Annotated in this window: 18 protein-coding genes and 1 pseudogene; 14 read left to right on the top strand and 5 right to left on the bottom strand. The window is 62.6% G+C overall.

Annotated elements, in window-relative coordinates:
- From BM300_RS27795 to BM300_RS27760, 8 genes are all read left to right on the top strand, one after another.
- Positions 1-726 carry an RDD family protein gene (locus BM300_RS27795; RefSeq protein ID WP_092145087.1) on the top strand — a complete coding sequence of 242 codons (726 nt, stop codon included), beginning with the start codon at positions 1-3 and terminating at the stop codon, positions 724-726.
- Entirely contained in the window at positions 723-1,697 is a 975-nt protein-coding gene (locus BM300_RS27790; protein ID WP_063324592.1) for a stage II sporulation protein M, read from the top strand. Before BM300_RS27795 ends, BM300_RS27790 begins: the two co-directional genes overlap by 4 nt.
- The gene (locus BM300_RS27785; protein ID WP_092345679.1) at positions 1,684-3,228 is read left to right on the top strand and encodes a DUF4129 domain-containing protein; all 1,545 of its coding nucleotides are present in this window, start codon (positions 1,684-1,686) and stop codon (positions 3,226-3,228) included. The genes BM300_RS27790 and BM300_RS27785 overlap by 14 nt, the downstream gene beginning before the upstream one ends.
- Entirely contained in the window at positions 3,225-4,388 is a 1,164-nt protein-coding gene (locus BM300_RS27780; RefSeq protein WP_092464541.1) for a DUF4350 domain-containing protein, read from the top strand. The genes BM300_RS27785 and BM300_RS27780 overlap by 4 nt, the downstream gene beginning before the upstream one ends.
- A gap of 158 nt (positions 4,389-4,546) precedes the next feature.
- Positions 4,547-5,734 carry a Fic family protein gene (locus BM300_RS27775; protein WP_092145081.1) on the top strand — a complete coding sequence of 396 codons (1,188 nt, stop codon included), beginning with the start codon at positions 4,547-4,549 and terminating at the stop codon, positions 5,732-5,734.
- A 119-nt stretch (positions 5,735-5,853) separates the two neighbouring features.
- Positions 5,854-6,861, top strand: a complete 1,008-nt coding sequence (locus tag BM300_RS27770) for an AAA family ATPase (RefSeq protein WP_072345504.1) — start codon at positions 5,854-5,856, stop codon at positions 6,859-6,861.
- Positions 6,862-7,036: 175 nt separating this feature from the next.
- A complete protein-coding gene (locus tag BM300_RS27765) occupies positions 7,037-8,368 on the top strand; it encodes a DUF58 domain-containing protein (RefSeq protein WP_092345683.1) in 1,332 nt (443 codons plus the stop codon).
- Positions 8,369-8,705: 337 nt separating this feature from the next.
- Positions 8,706-9,074 (top strand): DUF6124 family protein, encoded by a 369-nt coding sequence (locus BM300_RS27760; RefSeq protein ID WP_092464539.1) that lies wholly within the window; start codon positions 8,706-8,708, stop codon positions 9,072-9,074.
- Between the two features lie 77 nt (positions 9,075-9,151).
- On the opposite strand, the gene BM300_RS27755 is transcribed toward BM300_RS27760, so the two are convergent.
- Positions 9,152-9,511 (bottom strand): PilZ domain-containing protein, encoded by a 360-nt coding sequence (locus BM300_RS27755; RefSeq protein ID WP_063324586.1) that lies wholly within the window; start codon positions 9,509-9,511, stop codon positions 9,152-9,154.
- Between the two features lie 291 nt (positions 9,512-9,802).
- Positions 9,803-10,177 carry a tetratricopeptide repeat protein gene (locus tag BM300_RS27750; protein WP_053124682.1) on the bottom strand — a complete coding sequence of 125 codons (375 nt, stop codon included), beginning with the start codon at positions 10,175-10,177 and terminating at the stop codon, positions 9,803-9,805.
- 392 nt (positions 10,178-10,569) lie between these two features.
- Between BM300_RS27750 and pyk the strand changes: the two genes are divergently transcribed.
- Complete coding sequence (pyk, locus tag BM300_RS27745) at positions 10,570-12,021, top strand: pyruvate kinase (RefSeq protein ID WP_063324585.1); 1,452 nt, start codon at positions 10,570-10,572, stop codon at positions 12,019-12,021.
- A 101-nt stretch (positions 12,022-12,122) separates the two neighbouring features.
- Here the strand turns inward: pyk and BM300_RS27740 are convergent, their stop codons facing one another.
- From BM300_RS27740 to BM300_RS27730, 3 genes are read right to left on the bottom strand one after another with little or no spacing between them, the layout of a single operon-like run.
- Positions 12,123-12,872 carry an enoyl-CoA hydratase gene (locus BM300_RS27740; protein ID WP_092345685.1) on the bottom strand — a complete coding sequence of 250 codons (750 nt, stop codon included), beginning with the start codon at positions 12,870-12,872 and terminating at the stop codon, positions 12,123-12,125.
- A 28-nt stretch (positions 12,873-12,900) separates the two neighbouring features.
- Positions 12,901-13,836 (bottom strand): iron-sulfur-binding ferredoxin reductase, encoded by a 936-nt coding sequence (locus BM300_RS27735; RefSeq protein WP_092345687.1) that lies wholly within the window; start codon positions 13,834-13,836, stop codon positions 12,901-12,903.
- Positions 13,829-14,935 carry a GGDEF domain-containing protein gene (locus BM300_RS27730; protein WP_063325235.1) on the bottom strand — a complete coding sequence of 369 codons (1,107 nt, stop codon included), beginning with the start codon at positions 14,933-14,935 and terminating at the stop codon, positions 13,829-13,831. The genes BM300_RS27735 and BM300_RS27730 overlap by 8 nt, the downstream gene beginning before the upstream one ends.
- Positions 14,936-15,464: 529 nt before the next feature.
- Between BM300_RS27730 and BM300_RS27720 the strand changes: the two genes are divergently transcribed.
- The 5 genes and pseudogenes from BM300_RS27720 to BM300_RS27700 form a co-directional block, all read left to right on the top strand.
- Positions 15,465-16,988, top strand: a complete 1,524-nt coding sequence (locus BM300_RS27720; protein ID WP_063324582.1) for a fumarate hydratase — start codon at positions 15,465-15,467, stop codon at positions 16,986-16,988.
- 246 nt (positions 16,989-17,234) lie between these two features.
- A complete protein-coding gene (locus BM300_RS27715) occupies positions 17,235-19,001 on the top strand; it encodes a sensor histidine kinase (protein WP_092345689.1) in 1,767 nt (588 codons plus the stop codon).
- Positions 18,994-20,319, top strand: a complete 1,326-nt coding sequence (locus tag BM300_RS27710) for a sigma-54-dependent transcriptional regulator (protein ID WP_092223445.1) — start codon at positions 18,994-18,996, stop codon at positions 20,317-20,319. Before BM300_RS27715 ends, BM300_RS27710 begins: the two co-directional genes overlap by 8 nt.
- Before the next feature lie 269 nt (positions 20,320-20,588).
- Positions 20,589-21,908, top strand: coding sequence for an MFS transporter (locus BM300_RS27705; protein WP_063324580.1), 1,320 nt, complete (start codon positions 20,589-20,591; stop codon positions 21,906-21,908).
- 298 nt (positions 21,909-22,206) lie between these two features.
- Positions 22,207-22,422: pseudogene (locus BM300_RS27700) on the top strand (heme utilization protein); the annotation flags it as partial.

Below are 22,422 nucleotides of genomic sequence, written 5' to 3'. Positions count from 1 at the left end.
ATGCTCGAGACACCAGCACTGCAAAGGAACGCGACGCTGCCCGCGCCCCTGGACACGCGCTATCAGGTTGAAACGCCCGAAGGCATCGACCTGCCGCTGCGCCCGGCGGGGCTGATGCCGCGTGCAATCGCCTTCGCCATCGACCTGGGCATACGCGGGCTGGTCCTGGGGCTTTTCTTTCTGGTCCTGGCGTTTTTCGGCGAGCTGGGGATCGGCCTTGGGTCCATCCTGCTGTTTGTCGTCAGTTGGTGGTACATGGTGCTGTTCGAGGTGCTCAACCAAGGGCGCTCTCCCGGCAAGCAGATCATGGGGCTGCGCGTGGTGCAGGACGATGGCCGGCCCATCGGCTGGTCGGCGTCGTTGATCCGCAACCTGCTGCGTTTCGTCGACATGCTGCCCTTCGGCTACACCTTCGGGGCCATCAGTTGCCTGCAGCATCCGGCGTTCAAGCGCTTGGGCGATCTCGCGGCCGGCACGCTGGTGGTGTATCGCGAACAGCCGGTCAAACGCCCTGCATTGCCAATGGCAGCGCCGATACGAACACCTTTCACCCTCAGCCTGCATGAACAACGCGCCGTGCTGGGCTTCGCCGAACGCCAGGCCGAACTGTCCCAGGCGCGGGTCAACGAACTGGCTGCCATCCTGGCCGCGCCACTGAACGTCCAGGTGCCAAACGCCGCGGCCGAACTCAATGGCGTCGCCCGCGGCCTGCTGGGGCCAACATGAAGCAAAGCCTGTTCGAAAGCCGTCACCAAGGGGAATGGGAGCACCTGGCCCGACAACTCGACCAACTGGAGCGCAGCCGCAGCGTGCCCCAGAGCAGCGACTTTCCCGCCACCTACCGACGGCTTTGCCACCACCTGGCATTGGCCCAGGCCCGGGGCTACAGCAGCTTACTGGTCGACACACTGCAACAACTCGCGCTGCGCGGTCACCAGCAACTGTACCGGGATCGCAGCCGGCCATCGACCGGTCTCTCGGCGTTTATCCTGGCCGGTTTTCCCCGACTGGTGCGTGAACAATGGCGATTCGTGCTGGCCGCCAGCCTGATGTTCCTGGGCAGCCTGGTGGGTATCGGGCTGCTGGTCTATCTGTTCCCGGAACTGGTCTACAGCGTGCTCGGCGCCGACGAAATCAGCCAGATCCGCAGCATGTATGACCCCGCGTCCGGGCACTTGGGGCGTTCGGTCGAGCGCGCCGCCAGCGAGGACTGGGTCATGTTCGGTTACTACATCATGCACAACATCGGCATTGCCTTTCAGACCTTTGCCAGTGGCTTGATGTTTGGCCTGGGGAGCGCGTTCTTCCTGTTTTTCAATGGCCTGACCATTGGCGCGGTGGCTGGGCACCTGACCCAGATCGGCTCCGGGGGAACATTCTGGTCGTTCGTGATTGGCCACGGCGCCTTCGAACTCACTGCCATCGCCCTGGCCGGGGCCGCAGGCCTGCAACTGGGCTGGGCTCTGATTGCGCCGGGACGCCTGAGCCGAGGCGAGGCCTTGCGGCTCGCGGCGGGCAAAAGCGTACTGATGATCGGCGGTGTGATGCTGTTCCTGCTCATTGCCGCGTTCATCGAGGCCTACTGGTCTTCCAGCGCCGTGACGCCCGCCACCAAATACACGGTGGGCGCCTTGTTGTGGCTGTTGGTCATCAGCTATCTGTCGCTTGCCGGACGGGTCCGCCATGCGCCTGAGTGACGCCACCGTCGTCATCCGCCCACGCACCACCTGGGAAGCCATGGACCTTGGGGTGTTGATGAGCCAGCAGCATCGACGCCTGCTGATGACCAGTTGGGCGCTCATCACGTTGCCAGTGTATCTGTTGCTGACCCTGCTGCTATGGGACTCACCGTCGCTGGTGGTGATGCTGTTCTGGTGGTTGAAGCCGGCCTTCGACCGGCTGCCGCTGTACATTCTGTCCAAGGCTCTGTTTGGTGAAACCCCCACCTTGCGCCAGGCGTTGCGCCAGTGGCCGGCGCTGCTCAAGCCGCAGTTGCTGGCCAGCCTGACCTGGCGCCGGCTGAGCCTGAGCCGCAGCTTCCTGATGCCGGTGGTGCAACTGGAGGGGCTTAGCGGTGAGGCGCGGACGCAGCGCTTGCGGGTTTTGATGCAACGCAACCGCGGCGCGGCGCAATGGTTGACCATCATCGGCGTGCACCTGGAAACCGCCTTGTGGTTCGGCCTGATGGCCCTGTTCTACCTGTTCGTGCCACAACAAGTCGAACTGCAATGGGATTGGGAGACGCTGGTGTCAGCGGCCGAGCACGACTGGTTGTGGTTCGAACACCTGGTCAACTTCCTCTACCCGCTGCTGCTGATCTTGTGGGAGCCGGTGTATGTGGCCTGCGGCTTCAGCCTCTACCTGAACCGGCGCACCATCCTCGAAGCGTGGGACATCGAACTGGTGTTCCGACGCCTGCGTCAGCGCCTGAGCGGCGTGGCCCCGGTGTTGATGCTGCTGGCGCTCATGCTGCTGCCGCCGACGCCCCCGGCGTTTGCCGCCGAAGACAGCGACGCCCCCGATAGCCCGCGGCTGCTCAACCAGCCCCTCACCAGCGAAGCCTCCCGGGACGGTATCAAGGCAATCCTCGACGCCCCGCCGTTCAAGAACCCCGAGACCGTCATCCGTTATCGTTTCGGCGAAGAAACTGCCGAATCCCCCGAGGCCGAGACCGAGGCCAAACCGAGCTGGCTCAAGGATCTGTTCAAATGGCTCGGCAGCCAACGTTTCGACATCGCCGCCGCACTGATCCAGGTGGTGCTGTGGGCCTGCCTGGGGGCAGCGATCGCCTGGCTGGCCTGGCGCTACCGTGAAAGACTCAAGGCCCTGGCCAATCGCCGACCGACGCAGCGCCTGCCGGTGGAACGAGCCGCACCGGCGCGCATGTTCGGCCTGGATATTCGCGAAGAGAGCCTGCCCGCCGATGTGGCCACCAGCGTCGAACAACTGTGGGCCACGCAACCCCGTGAAGCCCTGGGCCTGCTGTACCGGGCGCTGCTCAGTCGGTTGCATCATGACTTCAAGATCCCCTTGAAACCGGCCGACACCGAAGGCCAGGTGCTGGAACGCGTCGAACAACTCAAGCAGGACAACCTGCTGGGCTTCAGCAAAAACCTGACCCTGCATTGGCAGAACATTGCCTATGGGCATCGTCCACCGCCGACACACCTGCAACAGGAATTGTGTGACGGCTGGCGCGAGCTGTTCGGTCCGGGAGCCTCTCGATGAGCCGGCACGCAGGGTGGCTGATCGGCACCGTGCTGGCCGCGCTGGTGTGCGCATTCGGCCTCTACCTCTACACCAAGGCCGAACCCTATGAAGAGGTCGTCGAGCACGGCCCCTCCCCTGAAGCCCAGGCCAATCCTTACCTGGCCGCCGAACTGTTCCTGCGCCAACGGGGGATCAACGTCGAGCACGCCAACAGCCTGGAGGTGCTGCCCAGCCTGGAACCTCGCCAGCACAGCCTGCTGTTGCTGGGCGAGCGAACCCACATGACGCCACGGGAAGTCGAACAGTTGATGAACTGGACCCGGGCCGGCGGACGCCTGGTCTTTGTGGCCGAAGCCTTGTGGGACAACAACACCGGCAGCAGCGGCGACCTGCTGCTTGATCGCGTGCGCCTGCGTCAACTCCTGAGCGAAGACCTCAAGGAGCCCGCGCCCGAACTGATCAAGGACCGTTACCCGGAACTGACCAAGCTCTACCTGGAAGATGAAGAGGCGCCGGCGTATATCGGCTTCGACACCGATTTCCACCTCGAAGACCCGCATAACCTGGCCCAGGCCTGGGCCAACAGCGCACTGTCGACCCACATGATGCAGTTGAACCTCGGCCTGGGCTCGATCACCGTGATCACCGACGCCGAGCTGTGGAAGAACGACGCCATCGACCAATACGACAACGCCTGGCTGCTCTGGTATTTGAGCGCCGACACGGACGTCACCCTGCTGTTCAACACCGACCACGACGACCTGCTGACCTTGCTGCTGCGCTATTTCCCCCAGGCACTGGTGGCCCTGCTGGCTCTGGTTGCGCTATGGCTCTGGCGCTCGGCGGTACGCCATGGCCCACTGCAACAACCGGCGCCCAAGGCGCGGCGTCAGTTGGAAGAGCATGTGCAGGCCGGCGCCGGTTTCCACCTGCGCCACAACGGCCAGGCGTACCTGTTGCATGCCTTGCAACAAGACGTACTGCGCCGGGCACGTCATCTTCACCCAGGCTTCGAACAACTGGCCGTCGCCGAACAATGGCAGGTACTCGCCCGCCTGACCCGCCAGCCCACGCGAGCCATCAGCCAGGCCTTGAGCCCCCGGCCGAAACAGCGCATGTCCCGCGCAGAGTTCTGCCGCCAGGTCGCCCATTTGCAAACCCTTAGGAATGCCTTATGAGTTTTCCGCAGATAAATCCGCAAGAACACTCGAATTCATCTATCGTACGGCGTTACCAAGCCTAGCAATAACCGGCGCTGTAGCCGATTTTGTTTTCCGCATAAATTTCCGCAGGAATCACCGAGTAAGTAGCCGTTTAAGGGCGCCGGAATCAAACGATGATCACCTCGAAAACGTACCTTGACCCAGTACTGCCAGAAAATCTGCCCGACTCGATCATTCAGTCCGCGGATCAGTTGCCCCGCAAGGCAGAATTTCTGGCCGGACGACTTGCCGATGAGACATCGAAGCAACTGGCGGGCCTGTTGCGCATCACCAATACCTATTACTCGAACCTGATCGAAGGGCATCGAACCGAGATCGCCGACCTCCAGATTGCTCGCACGACACCAAAACGGGAAAGAAAAGAGCTCAAAGAGCTGGCCGTACAACACATGACGCAGCAGGAGGTGATGGAGCGGCTGCTTCGCATGCGGCCAGCGGATAATTTCTCTGCCATGTTCGATCCCAGGTTGATCGCGGCCATCCATCGTCGACTGTTCAAAGATGCTTCCACGCAGGAACTGACCCTGAGCGATGGGCGCATGATGGAACCGGGCAGGCTGCGGGTCGAAGAGGATGAACAGGTCCAGGTCGGCGCGCATATCGCTCCAGCGGCTGCAGTTGTATTGCCCATGCTTGAGCATCTGCAGTTGCACTACGGACGAATAAAGGATCCGCGACGCCAACTGATCGCGGCCCTGGCAGGCCATCACCGAGTGGCGCTTGTGCACCCCTTCCTCGATGGCAATGGTCGAGTGATTCGGATGCTCACCCACCTGCAACTGGTTCACCTCGGGCTAAAACCTTTCCTCTGGTCACTGTCCCGCGGCCTGGCTCGCAGGCAAGATGAGTACTATCGCTTCCTGGCTTTGGCTGATCGTCCTCGTGAAGGAGACTATGACGGGCGCGGCCAACTCTCACAGCGTCACTATTTCAACTTCATCGAGTTCATGCTCGATGTCTGCCACGACCAGATTGAGTACATGACGACCTCGCTAAACCCAGCCAAGCTGCGCGAGCAGGTTGTTCATGTGTTCTCAACGGATCCTGAGCTTCGCCGTGCCGGCATCAGGCATACCAGTGCAGCTGCCGTGCTGGCGCTGCTCACCCAAGGGGCGATGCCGCGTGCAGAGTTCAAGGTGTTCACAGGTTTGAAGGATCGGCTTGCCACGGAGGAACTGAGCCGCTTGATCGACGCGGGGATTGTGGTCAGCAGGACCCCCAGATCCCGCACGGTGGAGGCGGGTTTGCCCGCACGCTTCGCTGGGTTGATCTTTCCAAACCTGCACTTCCAAATGGGCTAGGTTATGTCGGCGGCTCAGATGTCACCGCCCAGTCATGGCAAAGCATGAAATGGTTAGATCATGTAACTAGATGATTTATCTAATAGAAATAGGATTTAACCGTTAGGAGAACTCCAGAATTGACGACTGAACAGAACGAACCTGTCGACGGCCAGGCCCACGCCGCCCAACAGCGCCAGCGCGCCAGTCAGTTGGCCCAGGCCATCCGCACCGAGCTGCGCAAAGCGGTGGTCGGCCAGAGCGCGGTGATCGACGATGTGCTCACCGCGCTGATCGCCGGCGGGCACGTGCTGCTCGAAGGCGTTCCCGGGCTGGGCAAGACCTTGCTGGTGCGGGCCTTGGCCCGCTGTTTCAACGGCGAGTTCGCGCGCATCCAGTTCACCCCCGACCTGATGCCCAGCGACGTCACCGGGCACGCGGTGTACGACTTGCAGACCGAGCAGTTCAAGCTGCGCAAGGGCCCGGTGTTCACCAACCTGCTGCTGGCCGACGAGATCAACCGCGCACCGGCCAAGACCCAGGCCGCGCTGCTCGAAGCCATGCAGGAACGCCAGGTCACCCTCGAAGGCCGCGCCCTGCCCATCAGCCAGCCGTTCATGGTCCTCGCCACCCAGAACCCCATCGAACAGGAAGGCACCTACCCGTTGCCCGAAGCCGAGCTCGACCGCTTCATGCTCAAGGTGCGCATGGACTATCCGGACGCCGACCAGGAGCTGGACATGGTGCGCCAGGTCAGCCGCTCGACCCGCGCCGACATGCTCGACGTGCAACCGCTGCGCGTGGTGTTGCAGGCCAAGGACGTGCAAGCGCTGCAACGCATTGCCAGCGACCTGCCGATGGACGACCAGGTGCTCGACTACGCCGTACGCCTGGCCCGTACCACCCGCAGTTGGCCGGGCCTGACCCTCGGCGCCGGACCGCGCGCGTCGATTGCCCTGGTGCGGTGTGCCCGGGCCCGGGCGTTGTTGCGTGGCGGCGAGTTCGTCGTGCCGGACGACATCAAGGGCTGCGCCCTGGCGGTGCTGCGCCACCGCGTGCGGCTGGCGCCGGAGCTGGACATCGAAGGGCTGTCGGTGGATCAGGTGCTGGGGCAACTGCTCGATCAAGTGCCGGCGCCGCGCTTGTGAATACGCATTTCATGATGGAGAAACTCATTGTGGCGAGGGGATTTATCCCCGCTGGGGCGCGCAGCGGCCCCTTGCAGTGTGTCAGACAAAACCAGGGGGCCGCTTCGCAGCCCAGCGGGGATAAATCCCCTCGCCACAAAAGCGCGCTCTGCATGTCTCCAACGGGAATGCACCCATGAAACCCTCGCGCCTGCTCTTGATCTGGCTCACGCTTCTGCTGGCCCTCGACATCGCGCTGGGCGCGCTGCGGGCACTGGGCGTGGCGCTGCCAGCGACACTGCTGTCGATCAACTGGGGTTTGCTGCTGGCCTTGCTGGCCCTGGCGCTGCTCGACGCGGTGCGCGTCCGGCGCCTGCCCTCGCCGCGGGTACAACGGCAGATGCCCGGCAGCCTGGCCCTGGGTCGCTGGGGTGAAATCCACTTGGACATCAGCCATGACTTTGCCCAACCGCTGGAGGCGCAGGTCTTCGATCACGTCCCCGACGGCCTGGACTTCGAAAACCTGCCCCTGTCCGTCGAGCTGCAACCCGGCCAACACAGCCAGGTTGGCTACCGCCTGCGCCCGCTCGAGCGCGGGCACTTCGCCTTCGAACATTGCGAAATCAACCTGCCGAGCCCGTTGGGCCTGTGGACCGACAAGCGTCTGCTGGATGCGCTCGATGAGACTCGGGTCTACCCGGATTTCGCCAGGCTCTACGACGGTCAACTGCTGGCGGTGGACAACTGGCTCAGCCAACTCGGCATCCGTCAGCGGCAACGGCGCGGCCAGGGCCAGGAATTCCATCAACTGCGCGAATTTCGCGAGGGCGACAGCCTGCGCCAGATCGACTGGAAGGCTACGGCCCGCCATCGCACGCCGATTGCCCGGGAATACGAAGACGAGCGCGACCAACAGATCATCTTCATGCTCGACTGCGGCCGGCGCATGCGCAGCCAGGACGGCGAGCTGTCGCACTTCGACCACGCCCTCAACGCCTGCCTGCTGCTCAGCTACACCGCGCTGCGCCAGGGCGATGCCGTGGGCCTGAACACGTTCGCCAGTGATCAGCCCCGCTACCTCGCCCCGGTCAAAGGCCCGGGCCAGCTCAACGTCTTGCTCAACACCGTGTACGACCTCGATAGCAGCCAACGCCCCGCCGACTACCAGGCAGCCGTCACCCAGTTGCTGGCCCGGCAAAAACGCCGGGCCCTGGTGGTGGTGGTGACCAACTTGCGGGATGAAGACGACGCGGATCTGCTCGCCGCCGTGAAACGGTTGGGCCAACAGCATCGGGTGCTGGTGGCCAGCCTGCGGGAAGAAGCCCTCGACCGCTTGCGCCAGGCGCCGGTGCAAACCTTGCCTGAAGCCTTGGCCTACTGCGGGACGGTGGACTACTTGAATGCCCGGGCCGAACTGCATCAGCAACTGAGCGCCCATGGCATCCCGACCCTGGATGCGCGCCCCAGTGAGTTGGGGGCGCAATTGGTGACGCAATATCTTGCATGGAAAAAGGCGGGGACCGCATAGGTCCTACAGCGAGCCAGCAAAGCTCCAGCTGACTACAGCGCCTTGCGCAACGGACTACAGATCCGCCAGAATCCGCCGGCTTGTGTGCCTTGGCCTTGCCCCGTAACTTGATTCGCGTCGCTGATATCCAGCGATCGGGTTTAGTCGCCCGGTGTTGAAGTGAGGTGCACAAGCGTCATCCAGTCGGGTTCCCCTATCCCCGCACTTGATGGTGGCTGTGCGCAGGGCGCCCTCGGGCGCGCCGGTTTCACTTCTCACCGGTCGACTAACCTGCGTCCAGCCGCCACCCCTCGTTTAGTCGCGAGCCGGATGGCAGCGCCACCAAAGAGAAGTGAATATGATCAAACCAACCCCCAATCCACCCCATACCGACCCGCTCCCCCCCCACGAAACCCTCGACCCCGAAAAGCTCGACGAAGCCGCCCAAAGAGCCCTCGACTATTACCTCAAGCCCAACCACGGCCAACCCGACAAGAAGCCTGGCAAACAACCGGACTACTTCATCGTCGCCCCCGACGCCGACCCCGAAGGCATGCTCGCGCACACCTACGAAACCTTCTGCTCGGTGAGCACGCTGATCCTGGATTTATCGGAAGACCTGGAAGGCGCCCCGCGCAACCTGGCCCTGGCGATTCACCAGATGGGCGAGATGGGGGTGTTGTTGCTGGAGAAGATGCTGGATAACGAAGCGAAGGTTCAGCGCTAGAAGAGGTGTATGAGAAACCTGTGGGAGCGAGCTTGCTCGCTCCCACAAAGTGTTGCGCCAACAAAAGTGACCGGGGCTCAGGCCGATTCCGGCAACGGATAAAAACTGAAATATTGCTGCAATGCGCTGATCAGTTGCCCGTACTCCGGCGGCGCCCATTGCAGGCTGAAACCGGCGTCGAAATGCTGCGGCGTCACGTCTTCGCGGCACCACAGGCAATTGGCCCTGAGCACAATGTTCTGCTGCGGTCCCTCGTCGGAAGGGATTTTCAGGTGCAAGTCAAAGTCCGCGCCGACCATCAACGGTAAATGGCTGATGAGCATCAGGCCATCTGCAGAAACGTTGCCCAAAAAACCGATGGGCTTGCCGTTGACGCCATTAAACACTCTCAGGAAATACGGCAACTGCTGCCGTTCGATGCGCCGTTTTTTGTACATGTCCTGTATCGCTTTTTGAACGACCCCGAATCGGGGCAACCTAATACTTCGGAACGAGCACACGCCAGCTCGCTCTCCCCGATCCCGGTGCCAGACGCTCGCAAGCGTTCAAGCCTAGTGCTGCCGGTCACAGGTGCCGCTTGAAGTTAGAGATTTAGCTCTAATGACGTTTTGTACAAATATAGCTCATGGTCGTGTGGCAGCCAGTCCGTGCGCACACCTTTCATAAACAAAAATACCCGGGGGGCTTGTGGCCAGGGATCGCCCCCGGCCCATGGCTTGATGAGCCTGTCAGGACGCCGTCGGGCGGATCGCCGACGCGCTGCGGGTCGGGTAATGGCCCAGGCTCTGCAAGGTCTCGAGCCGGGCGCGGGCGCGGAAGGCGTATTCACTGTTAGGGTATTGCGTGATGATGAACTGGTAGGTCTGCGCCGCATCGACAAACAGCTTCTGCCGCTCCAGGCACTGGCCGCGCAGCATCGAGACTTCCGGCTGCATGTAGCGGCGGGCACGGCTGGCGCGGTCGACCTGGGACAGTTCGAGCATGACCTGCTCGCAATTGCCGCGGTCATAGGCCTTGTAGGCCAGGTTCATGTGATGGTTCATCGACCAACGGGTGCAGCCCGTGACGCTCAGGGCCAGGGCAACAAAAAGCACGAATCGCATGGGAGGTTCTCCTGTCTTGAGCTCTGTATCGACCTGGCTGGGAAAATCTTCAGCCTGAAAATGGTGCCGGGCTTGCTCTTGTGGCGAGGAATTTGATCTGTGGCAAAGAATTTATCTGTGGCGAGGGGATTTATCCCCGTTGGGCTGCGCAGCAGCCCCATAACCAAACCACTCGGTGTGTCAGGCTGATCTCGTTCGAGCTTTTTGGGGCTGCTTCGCAGCCCAGCGGGGATAAATCCCCTCGCCACAGGGAGGTGTGTAGCCCAAAGAGGTGTGAAAATTTTCAGGAATGTTCATTTCGAAAAACAAACGAAAAAGTAGTGCATATGAACAATGACTACACCCAAAGAGCATAGTAGCCTTCGCTGGCGCTTGAACTTGAGGAGTCTTGCATGTCCGTCCGTCGCACCAAAATCGTCGCTACCCTTGGCCCGGCCAGTAATTCGCCGGAAGTTCTCGAACAGCTGATTCTGGCTGGCCTGGACGTCGCCCGCCTGAACTTTTCCCACGGTACCCCCGAAGAACACAAGGCACGTGCCAAGCTGGTGCGCGACCTCGCCGCCAAGCACGGCCGTTTCGTTGCCCTGCTGGGCGACCTGCAAGGCCCGAAGATCCGTATCGCCAAATTCGCCAACAAGCGCATCGAGCTGAAGATTGGTGACACCTTCACCTTCTCCACCAGCCATCCGCTGACCGAAGGCAACCAACAGGTGGTGGGTATCGACTACCCGGACCTGGTCAAGGACTGCGGCGTGGGCGACGAGTTGCTGCTCGACGACGGTCGCGTGGTGATGCGCGTCGAGACCGCCACTGCCACCGAACTGAACTGCGTCGTGACCATCGGCGGCCCGCTGTCGGACCACAAAGGCATCAACCGTCGCGGTGGTGGCCTGACCGCACCGGCCCTGACCGAAAAAGACAAGGCCGACATCAAGCTGGCCGCAGAGATGGAAGTCGATTACCTGGCCGTGTCCTTCCCACGTGACGCCGCCGACATGGAATACGCCCGTCAACTGCGCGACGAAGCCGGCGGTACTGCCTGGCTGGTGGCCAAGATCGAGCGCGCCGAAGCCGTCGCCGACGACGAAACCCTCGACGGCCTGATCAAGGCCTCCGACGCCGTGATGGTGGCCCGTGGCGACCTGGGCGTGGAAATCGGCGACGCTGAGCTGGTGGGTATCCAGAAGAAGATCATCCTGCACGCACGCCGCCACAACAAAGCGGTGATCGTCGCGACCCAGATGATGGAGTCGATGATCCAGAACCCGATGCCGACCCGCGCCGAAGTGTCCGACGTAGCCAACGCCGTACTGGACTACACCGACGCCGTGATGCTCTCGGCCGAAAGCGCCGCGGGCCTCTACCCGCTCGAAGCGGTGCAGGCCATGGCACGCATCTGCATCGGCGCTGAAAAGCACCCGACCAGCAAGACTTCCAGCCACCGCATCGGCAAGACCTTCGAGCGCTGCGACGAGAGCATCGCCCTGGCGACGATGTACACCGCCAACCATTTCCCGGGCGTGAAGGCGATCATCGCCCTGACCGAAAGTGGCTACACGCCGTTGATCATGTCGCGCATCCGTTCCTCGGTGCCGATCTACGCGTTCTCCCCGCATCGCGAAACCCAGGCTCGCGCCGCCATGTTCCGTGGCGTCTACACCGTGCCGTTCGACCCGGCCGCCCTGCAACCGGGCGAAGTCAGCCAGGCGGCGGTGGATGAACTGGTCAAGCGTGGCGTAGTGCAGACCGGTGACTGGGTCATCCTGACCAAAGGCGACAGCTACCACACCATCGGCGGCACCAACGGGATGAAAATCCTGCATGTTGGCGACCCGATGGTCTGAGTGACCGAGCGCTGGAAAACAAAAGCCCTGCCATGTGAATGGCGGGGCTTTTTGGTTTTTGCCCTTGGGGAATGTAGTGCCTGAACTGGCCCCTGCAGAACTTATTGCCTGTTGATAAACCCCGACAACGCTGCTACCGCCTCGGGCGAGCGCAGGCATTGGGTGAACAGCTTGCCCTCTGCTTCAATCACCTTGCGCAACTGTTCCCGGTCCGGCGCTTTCATCAGTTGCTTGCTGATACTCACCGCTTCAGCCGGCAGCGATTCGAAGCGCAACGCCACCTCCCGCGCCTTGGCCAATGCCGCCTCGCCACTGTCCATTGCCTCGGTGGCAATGCCCCAGGCGACCGCTTGTTCGCCACTGAAGCCCTCGCCCAACAGCAACAATTGCGCGGCCCTGGCCTGGCCCAGCAACCGTGGCAGGATCAGGCTGGAGCCGAATTCCGGGCACAGCCCCAAGTTGACGAACGGCATGCGCAGCCGCGCGTCCCGGCTGACGTAGACCAGGTCGCAATGCAACAGCAACGTGGTGCCGATGCCCACCGCCGGCCCGGCCACGGCGGCGATCACCGGTTTGCGGCAATCGAGCAGGCTGAGCATGAACTGGAACACCGGGTTATCGAGGTCGTTCGGTGGTTGTTCGAGGAAGTCGACGATGTCGTTGCCGGCGGTGAAGCAGTCGCTGGAGCCGGTGAGCAGCACTGCGCGAATCTGCGGGTCGCTGTCCGCCATCGCCAGGGCTTGGGCCAACTGACTGTACATGGCCCGGGTCAGGGCGTTTTTCTTTTCCGCACGGTTCAAGCGCACCGTCAGCAGGCCACACTCTCGGTCGAGCAACAGGGTTGGGGTCATGGTCGGTCTCGCGTCTGGAAATCAGCGCTCAACCACGGGGCAGGAAGACGTCGGCCAGCAGTTGGTTGCGCGGCAAGCCGGCCAGGTACAAGCGTTTGGCAAAGGCCTCGACCCGGTCGGGATGGCCGCAGAGTAAGGCCTGGGTTTGCCGTGAAACAAGCCGCAGTTGCGCCAAGGCGGACGGCGCCTCGGCCGCGGTCAACAGTTCCACGGTGAGGTTTTGGTGCTTGGCCGCCAGCGCCGCCAGGGGTTTGGCCAGGTAATGCCCGGCCGCATCATGGGCCACGTGAATAAGGCGAATCGCGCCTTGGTGATCCTGACGCAAGGCTTCGCGCAGCAAGCCGAACAGCGGCGCCAGGCCAGTGCCGGCGGCGAGCAGCCACAGCGGCCTGGCGTGCCAGTCGGGGTCGTAATGCAGGGCACCGCCGCGCAACTCGCCCAGGCGGATCGGATCACCGGCCTTCATCCGCCGGGCCGCATCAATGAATTGACCGGGCTCGCGGCAATCGAGGTGGAATTCCAGGAAACGGTCTTCCTCGGGCAGGCTCGCCAGGGAATACGGCCGGGCCACGTCGCCGGCCCACAGCACCAGATGCTGCCCGGCCTGATAACGCAGCGACCGCTTGGGGGTGATGCGCAGGCGCAGCACATCGCCACCAAGCCAATCCACCGCCGCCACCTGAGCGGCCTGGCCGTCACGTTGCGGGTCGAAGGTATGGATCTGCACATCCTCGACCACCTGGCATTGGCAGGCCAGCCGCCAGCCCTGGTCGCGCTGCGTCGGGCTCAGGGCGTCGGGGCGGCTGTCGCGCACATCACCGCCCACACACTGCACCAGGCAGGCGTGGCAACTGCCGGCGCGGCAACTGTAGGGCACCGCGACGCCTGCACCGTTCAAGGCGTCCAGCAGGTTACTGCCCGCCGCCACCGTCCATTGCCGACCGGCGACTGTCAGTTCAGGCATCGACGTTCTCCCAGGCAGCAGCGCACCGATTGCGACCGTCTCGCTTGGCACGGTACAGGGCCTGGTCGGCACGCTGCAACGCGTTGTCCAGGTCATCGCCCATTCCCAGCATCGTCATGCCCGCCGACAAGCTGAGGGCGCCGACCTGCAGACCGATCAGCTCGACTTCTGTGAATGCCAGCCGCAGCCTTTCACAGCAGGCCGTCAGGCGCTGGGGGTCGCAGGCGGGCAGCAGCATGACGAACTCCTCGCCACCATAACGGGCCAATACATCGCCCTCGCGCAGGCACGCTGTGGCGACCGCGGCAAATGCCTGCAGCACCTGATCGCCGGCGGCGTGGCCGTGCAGGTCGTTGATGCGCTTGAAATGGTCGAGGTCGATCAGGGCCAGGCCATGGGCGATGCCGGGCCTGAGGGTGTTGAGTTCGCGCGAAGCGAGGCGCAGGAAGTGGCGGCGATTGAACAGCCCGGTCAGCTCGTCGGTGGCCACCAGGTCTTCGAGCTGGCGCATCATCCCGCGCAAGGTGTCCTGGTGCGCCTGCAGGGCAAACCGCCGCTGGCGCATGCGCTGACGTGATATCTGGACGTAGCGGGCGTAAAACACCAGCCACACCAGCACCAGAAACAGCACGGCCACCTGCAACCCGGCCAAGGTGGGATCGGGAAGCCTGAAGAAGTAACCGTCCCAAAGGGTAATAGCGGCGAAGCTGATGAACACCAGCGTCGCGCAGCGCACGAAGGCCCGGCGCGACAGATGAAACAGCCCGAACAGCAGGATCAATACATAAAACACCAGGAACACGCCCCGGGCCTGGTCCAGGTGCGCCATCATCCAGGTCTGCCAGCCCAGGCCGATCAACACCTGCGCTTCGGTAAGGCTGGGGTCGGCGAAGCGCAGGTTACGATCCGTGATAAACAGCGCGAACAGCCCAGCCTGGCACAGCACGACCAACACGCTGCCGATGATGACACCGCGCAACGAATCGAGGTAATGACCACTGAAAAATGCCAGCCACAATAAAACCAGTGCCAGCGCGTACGTCGCTGCCGCCAAAGCGAAGCGTTTCAGCAAAAGACGTTGAATGGCGTTATGGGTCAATCGTTGACTCACCATGGGAAAGGAAACTGACAGGAGGCGTCCTACGCTACAGGCCAGACGCCACTTTAGTGGCGTGTAGGACAAATGACCATTCAATTCTGGAGCAGAAAAATGGCGTCAAAGCAATGGCCCAGATTGACGCATTTGTTTGCTGCGGGCGGAACCCAGTTTGGACCAGAGACAAGGTTCCCCTGTGACAAGGAGACCATCTGTGGCGAGGGGATTTATCCCCGCTGGGCTGCGCAGCAGCCCCTTAACCAGACAACTCGGTGTGTCAGGCTGATCTCGTTCAGCTTTTTGGGGCTGCTGCGCAGCCCAACGGGGATAAATCCCCTCGCCACAGATTAAATCCCCTCGCCACAAAGGCAGCTCGCTCCCACAGGGTGCCGGCCTGCGATATACTGCCGCGCCTTTTTAGCGTCGCGCCAGCATGCCCGGCGTGCCTTATAGAGGTGCCGCCCGTCGACCGATGCACCCAAGCGGCCGGCACCTTATTGAATGTTCCCGTCTTTAGAGAGGAGCGCGACTCATGACCGTGATCAAGCAAGATGACCTGATACAGAGCGTTGCCGACGCTTTGCAGTTCATTTCCTACTACCACCCCGTGGATTTCATCCAGGCGATGCACGAGGCCTACCTGCGCGAAGAATCGCCGGCGGCCCGTGACTCCATGGCGCAGATCCTGATCAACTCGCGCATGTGCGCCACCGGCCACCGGCCGATCTGCCAGGACACCGGCATCGTGACCGTGTTCGTGCGCGTGGGCATGGACGTGCGTTGGGACGGCGCGACCATGAGCCTGGACGACATGATCAACGAGGGCGTGCGTCGCGCCTACAACCTGCCGGAAAACGTCCTGCGTGCGTCCATCCTCGCCGACCCGGCAGGCGCCCGCAAAAACACCAAGGACAACACCCCGGCAGTCATCCACTACTCCATCGTCCCCGGCAATACCGTGGAAGTGGACGTGGCGGCCAAGGGCGGCGGCTCCGAGAACAAGTCGAAGATGGCCATGCTCAACCCGTCCGACTCCATCGTCGACTGGGTACTGAAAACCGTGCCGACCATGGGTGCCGGCTGGTGCCCACCGGGCATGCTCGGTATCGGCATCGGCGGCACCGCCGAGAAAGCTGCGGTGATGGCCAAGGAAGTGTTGATGGAATCCATCGACATCCACGAGCTCAAGGCGCGCGGCCCGCAGAACCGTATCGAAGAGATGCGCCTGGAGCTGTTCGAGAAGGTCAACCAACTGGGCATCGGCGCCCAGGGCCTGGGTGGCCTGACCACCGTGCTCGACGTGAAGATCATGGACTACCCGACCCACGCCGCTTCGCTGCCGGTGTGCATGATCCCCAACTGCGCCGCCACCCGTCACGCCCACTTCGTGCTCGACGGCAGCGGCCCGGCGTCGCTGGAAGCGCCACCGCTGGACGCCTACCCGGAAATCGTCTGGGAAGCCGGCCCGTCGGCTCGCCGCGTGAACCTCGACACCCTGACCCCGGAAGAAGTCCAGAGCTGGAAACCGGGCGAAACCGTGCTGCTCAACGGCAAGATGCTCACCGGCCGCGACGCGGCGCACAAGCGCATGGTGGAAATGCTGAACAAGGGTGAAACCTTGCCGGTGGACCTCAAGGGCCGCTTCATCTACTACGTCGGCCCGGTCGACCCGGTAGGCGACGAAGTCGTCGGCCCGGCCGGCCCGACCACGGCCACGCGGATGGACAAGTTCACCCGCCAGATCCTCGAGCAGACAGGCTTGTTGGGCATGATCGGCAAATCCGAGCGCGGCCCGACCGCCATCGAAGCGATCAAGGACAACAAGGCCGTCTACCTGATGGCCGTCGGCGGTGCCGCTTACCTGGTGGCCCAGGCGATCAAGAAATCCAAGGTCCTGGCGTTCGCCGAGCTGGGGATGGAAGCGATCTACGAGTTCGAGGTCAAGGACATGCCGGTGACCGTTGCGGTCGACAGCAAAGGCGAGTCGGTGCACATCACCGGTCCTGCCATCTGGCAAAAGAAGATCAGTGACAGCCTGGCGGTGGAAGTGCAGTAACAGGCACTTTGCTGCTGTAAAAAAGGCCGGTGGGCGACAAGCCCACCGGCCTTTTTTTTTGTGCAAACCGTGGCGAGGGAGCTTGCTCCCGCTTGAGCGCGTAGCGCTCACAAAAGGGTCTGCTACGCAGCCCAGCGGGAGCAAGCGCCCTCGCCACAATGAATGACACCTTGAATATGGATGTGCAGCCGTCTTCGCAACCGCCATGCTATCGTGCCCGCCCGACTTGCAACTGTTCACACCAGCATGCTGCCAACTACCCGTACCTTGCGTCTGTCGTTGTACACCTTGCTGATCCTCACCGGCGCAGCCGTTGCCGCCACCCTCGCCGTGCGCCACGCCGAACGCGTGGCCCTGGAAGAAGACGCCAGCCGTGCCAACCAGCAGTTGGCGCTGTACGCCAATTCGTTGCACACCCTGATCGAGCGCTATCGCGCCCTGCCTGCCGTGCTGGCGCTGGACCCGGAGTTACGTTCGGCCCTCAAGGGACCGGTCGGCGCGGCGCAGCAGGATGTGTTGAACCGCAAGCTGGAACGGATCAATGGCGCCGCCCAGTCATCCACCCTGGAATTGCTCGACCACACAGGCTTGGCCGTCGCGGCCAGCAACTGGCGCCTGCCCAGCAGCTATGTCGGGCACAACTATGGCTTTCGTCCGTATTTCCTCCAGACCCGCACCCAGGGCACCGGACGTTTTTATGCGGTGGGCGTGACCAGCGGCATCCCGGGATACTTCCTCTCCAGCGCCGTGACCGACGACAACGGCGAGTTCCTCGGCGCGATGGTGGTAAAGCTGGAGTTTCCGGAGCTGGAACGCGAATGGCGCCAGGGCAGCGACACTCTGCTGGTCAGCGATGCCCGGAGCATCATCTTCATCGCCAACCGCCCAGGCTGGCGTTATCGCCACTTGCAGCCGCTGAGCGACAGCGACCGCGCCGAGCTCAAGGCCACCCGTCAATACGACAAACAACCGTTGCAACCGCTGGCTTACGAAACGTTGCGGCGCTTTGACGACAATAGCCATCTGGCCCGGGTCGAGACGCCCGATGGCTCGGCGGACTACCTGTGGGAATCCTTGCCGCTGACCGCCGAAGGCTGGACGCTGCACTTGCTGCGCCGTCCGCAGATCGCCTTCGAAGACCGCCGTAATGCCGGGCTCGCGGCCGCCGGTTCGTGGCTGGCGCTGGTGTTCCTGCTGCTGTTTCTCAACCAGCGCTGGCGCCTGGCAAGGTTGCGCCAGCGCAGCCGCGAAGAGCTCGAACGGTTGGTCGAAGAACGTACCCGGGATCTGCGCACGGCCCAGGACGGGTTGGTGCAATCGGCCAAGCTGGCGGCACTGGGGCAGATGTCGGCGGCCCTGGCCCATGAAATCAACCAGCCCTTGACCGCCCAGCGCATGCAATTGGCGACCCTGCGCTTATTGCTCGATCACGGTCGGGTCGATGACGCCTACAAGGCCCTCAAGCCGGTGGACGACATGCTGACGCGCATGGCCGCCCTCACCGGCCACTTGAAAACATTTGCCCGCAAAAGCCCCAGCGGCCTGCGCGAACGCCTGGACCTGGCGGCGGTGGTCGACCAGGCGCTGCAATTGCTGGACACGCGCCTGCGCGACGAACAGATCAGCACCGTGTTGCACCTGACTCGACCGGCCTGGGTGCGCGGCGATGCGATCCGCCTCGAACAAGTGTTGATCAACCTGCTGCGCAATGCCCTCGACGCCATGGCCGAGCAACCCATCAAGCGCCTGGAAGTGCGCCTGGAGGCCGATGAGCAATTGTGGCGCCTGACCGTCAGCGACAGCGGCAGCGGGATCGCCGAGGAACACCTGGCCCAGGTGTTCGATCCGTTTTTCACCACCAAGGCGGTAGGCGACGGCTTGGGCCTGGGGCTGGCGGTTTCGTTTGCGATCATCCATGAATCCGGTGGACGACTGACGGCGGACAACCATGAGAACGGCGCGGTATTCTGCGTGACCTTGCCCATCGATCAGGAGGCCCAACTGCATGCTTGATTCAGTCATGGTCGTGGATGACGAAGGCAGCATCCGCAGTGCCGTCGAGCAATGGTTGAGCCTGTCGGGGTTCCAGGTGCAGTTGTTCAGCCGCGCCGACGAATGCCTGGCCCGGTTGCCGGAGCATTTCCCCGGGGTGATCCTCAGCGACGTGCGCATGCCCGGCCTCAGCGGCCTGGAACTGTTGGCCGAAGTGCGTCGCCGCGATCCGGACCTGCCGGTGATTCTGTTGACCGGCCACGGCGACGTGCCCATGGCTGTGGAGGCCATGCGCGACGGCGCCTACGACTTCCTGGAAAAACCCTTCAGCCCCGAAGCCCTGCTCGGCAGCCTGCGCCGGGCCCTGGACAAGCGCACCCTGGTCCTGGAAAACCGTCGCCTGCATGAACAAGCCGACGCCCGGGCCCGCCTCGATGGCACGCTGCTGGGCGTTTCCCGTGCGTTGCAAAACCTGCGGCGCCAGGTGCTGGACCTGGCCGCACTGCCGGTCAACGTGTTGATCCGCGGCGAAACCGGTAGCGGCAAGGAACTGGTCGCCCGTTGCCTGCACGACTTCGGCACGAGGGCGAGCATGCCCTTCGTCGCGTTGAACTGCGCAGCCATTCCCGAAGCGCTGTTCGAAGCGGAGCTGTTCGGTCACGAAAGCGGCGCCTTCACCGGCGCCCAGGGCAAGCGCATCGGCAAGCTCGAATACGCCAACGGCGGCACGCTGTTCCTCGATGAAATCGAGAGCATGCCCCTGGCCCAACAGGTCAAGTTACTGCGGGTGTTGCAGGAGCAGAAGCTCGAACGCCTGGGTTCCAACCAGAGCATCCAGGTGGACCTGCGCATCATCGCCGCCACCAAGCCCGACCTGCTGGACGAAGCCCGGGCCGGGCGTTTTCGCGAAGACCTGGCCTATCGCTTGAACATCGCCGAGCTGCGCCTGCCGCCGCTGCGAGAACGGCGCGAGGACATTCCCCTACTGTTCGAGCATTTCACCCACAGCGCCGCCGAACGCCTGGGTCGCGCCGCCGCGCCCCTGAGCGGCCCGCAATTGAGCCACCTGCTCAGCCACGACTGGCCGGGCAACGTGCGAGAGCTGGCCAATGTCGCCGAACGCCAGGTGTTGGGGCTCGATCAACCACAGGCCCTGGAGACGGAGCCGGGCCAGTCTCTCGCGGCCCAGCAGGAAGCCTTCGAAGCCCAATGCCTGCGCGCCGCCCTGACGCGGCACAAAGGCGATGTGAAAGCCGTGCTCGAAGAACTGCAACTGCCGCGCCGCACCTTCAATGAAAAGATGCAACGCCATGGGTTGAGTCGGGAGATGTTTTTGTAGGGTGTTGATCGCTCCCACGCTCCCGCTGCCGCCAGGGACGCTCCGGAGGTGACGCAGAGCGTCACGGGATGCATTCCCACGCAGCGTGGGAACGATCAACATAAGCGGATTCCCGCTCATGCCGAATCCAAAGCAAGCGGATTTCCGCTCATTCAACGTCACTACCCCCTCTAAACCGGCCTTCTGCCACCTGGCACAGCTCCTGCTATAGCCCTGGCAGGCTGCGTTCCCACGCGCTCCACAAAAACAATTAAACGAAGGATCCTTCAATGGATAACTCCAACGCCCTGCCCCTTGGGTCGGCTGCCGTGCCCGCCCGTGAAAGAACCACCGCCAGCCGGATCAAATCGATCTTCAGCGGCTCGGTCGGCAACATGGTCGAGTGGTATGACTGGTACGTCTACGCCGCTTTCTCGTTGTACTTCGCCAAAGTCTTCTTCCCCAAGGGCGACACCACCGCCCAATTGCTCAATACCGCCGCGATCTTCGCCGTGGGCTTCCTGATGCGCCCGATCGGCGGGTGGTTGATGGGCCTGTACGCCGACCGCGCCGGTCGCAAACGTGCGTTGATGGCTTCGGTGTACCTGATGTGCTTCGGCTCGCTGATCATCGCCTTGAGCCCGAGCTACGAAACCATCGGCGTCGGTGCGCCGATCCTGCTGGTGTTTGCCCGCCTGCTCCAAGGCCTGTCGGTGGGTGGCGAGTACGGCACCTCGGCGACCTACCTGAGCGAGATGGCGACCAAGGAACGTCGCGGCTTCTTCTCCAGCTTCCAGTACGTGACCCTGATCTCCGGCCAGCTCATCGCCCTCGGCGTGCTGATCGTGCTGCAACAGTTCCTCACCACCGAACAGCTGTATGCCTGGGGCTGGCGCATCCCGTTCGCCATCGGCGCGCTGTGTGCGATCGTGGCGCTGTACCTGCGGCGCGGCATGGAAGAAACCGAGTCGTTCACCAAGAAGGAAAAAGCCAAGGAAAGCGCCATGCGCACCTTGCTGCGCCATCCCAAGGAACTGATGACCGTGGTCGGCTTGACCATGGGCGGCACGCTGGCGTTCTACACCTACACCACCTACATGCAGAAATACCTGGTGAACACCGTCGGCATGAGCATCTCCGACTCCACCACCATTTCCGCCGCTACCCTGTTCCTATTCATGTGCCTGCAACCGGTGATCGGCGGGCTGTCGGACAAGATCGGTCGCCGGCCGATCCTGATCGCCTTCGGCATCCTCGGCACGCTGTTCACCGTGCCGATCCTCACCACCCTTCACACCATCCAGACCTGGTGGGGTGCGTTCTTCCTGATCATGGCCGCGCTGATCATCGTCAGCGGCTACACCTCGATCAACGCCGTGGTGAAAGCCGAGCTGTTCCCCACCGAAATCCGCGCCCTGGGCGTCGGCCTGCCGTACGCACTGACCGTGTCGATCTTCGGCGGCACCGCTGAATACATCGCCCTATGGTTCAAGAGCATCGGCATGGAAACCGGTTACTACTGGTACGTGACGGCCTGCATCGCTGTGTCGCTGCTGGTGTACATCACCATGAAAGACACCCGCAAGCATTCGCGGATCGTGACCGACTGACCTCCAAGTCGTACAAACAAAAAGGGGCGAACCTGACAGGGTTCGCCCCTTTTTTCGTTCCTGGCTAAAGATCTTTCTGACATTAATCCCTGGTTAATGCCTGACCTTCACCCTCATCCTCAACAGAACGCCACTCGAATACGCCGGCAATGGCCTCATTGACCGCTCTGCTGCAACGGCTAACACATCGATTTTATCGATTTATTTGAGCATTTTTTTGCGCTTTTTAATCAAATTAACAAGCGTAATATCAACTCCACACCCAAGGCGCTAACGCCAAACATTCTGGAGCACGACCATGAAAACCAAACTGATCATCGCCCTGACCCTTTCCGTACTGGCTGCCAACACCTTTGCTGCCGACGGTTTCGACCGCACCAGCTCGGCCATCGCCGCCGATGGTTATGACCGTACGAGCGCCGCCACCGTCGCATCTGATGGTTACGACCGTACTAACGGCGCCACCGTTGCTGAAGACGGCTTCGACCGCACTAACGGCGCCACCGTTGCCGAA

The organism is Pseudomonas sp. NFACC46-3 (assembly GCF_900114515.1).
GTDB classification, from domain to species: Bacteria; Pseudomonadota; Gammaproteobacteria; order Pseudomonadales; family Pseudomonadaceae; genus Aquipseudomonas; species Aquipseudomonas fluorescens_Q.
Note: the sequence above shows the minus strand (reverse complement) of the source record. Positions and strands in the feature narration are given on the sequence as shown.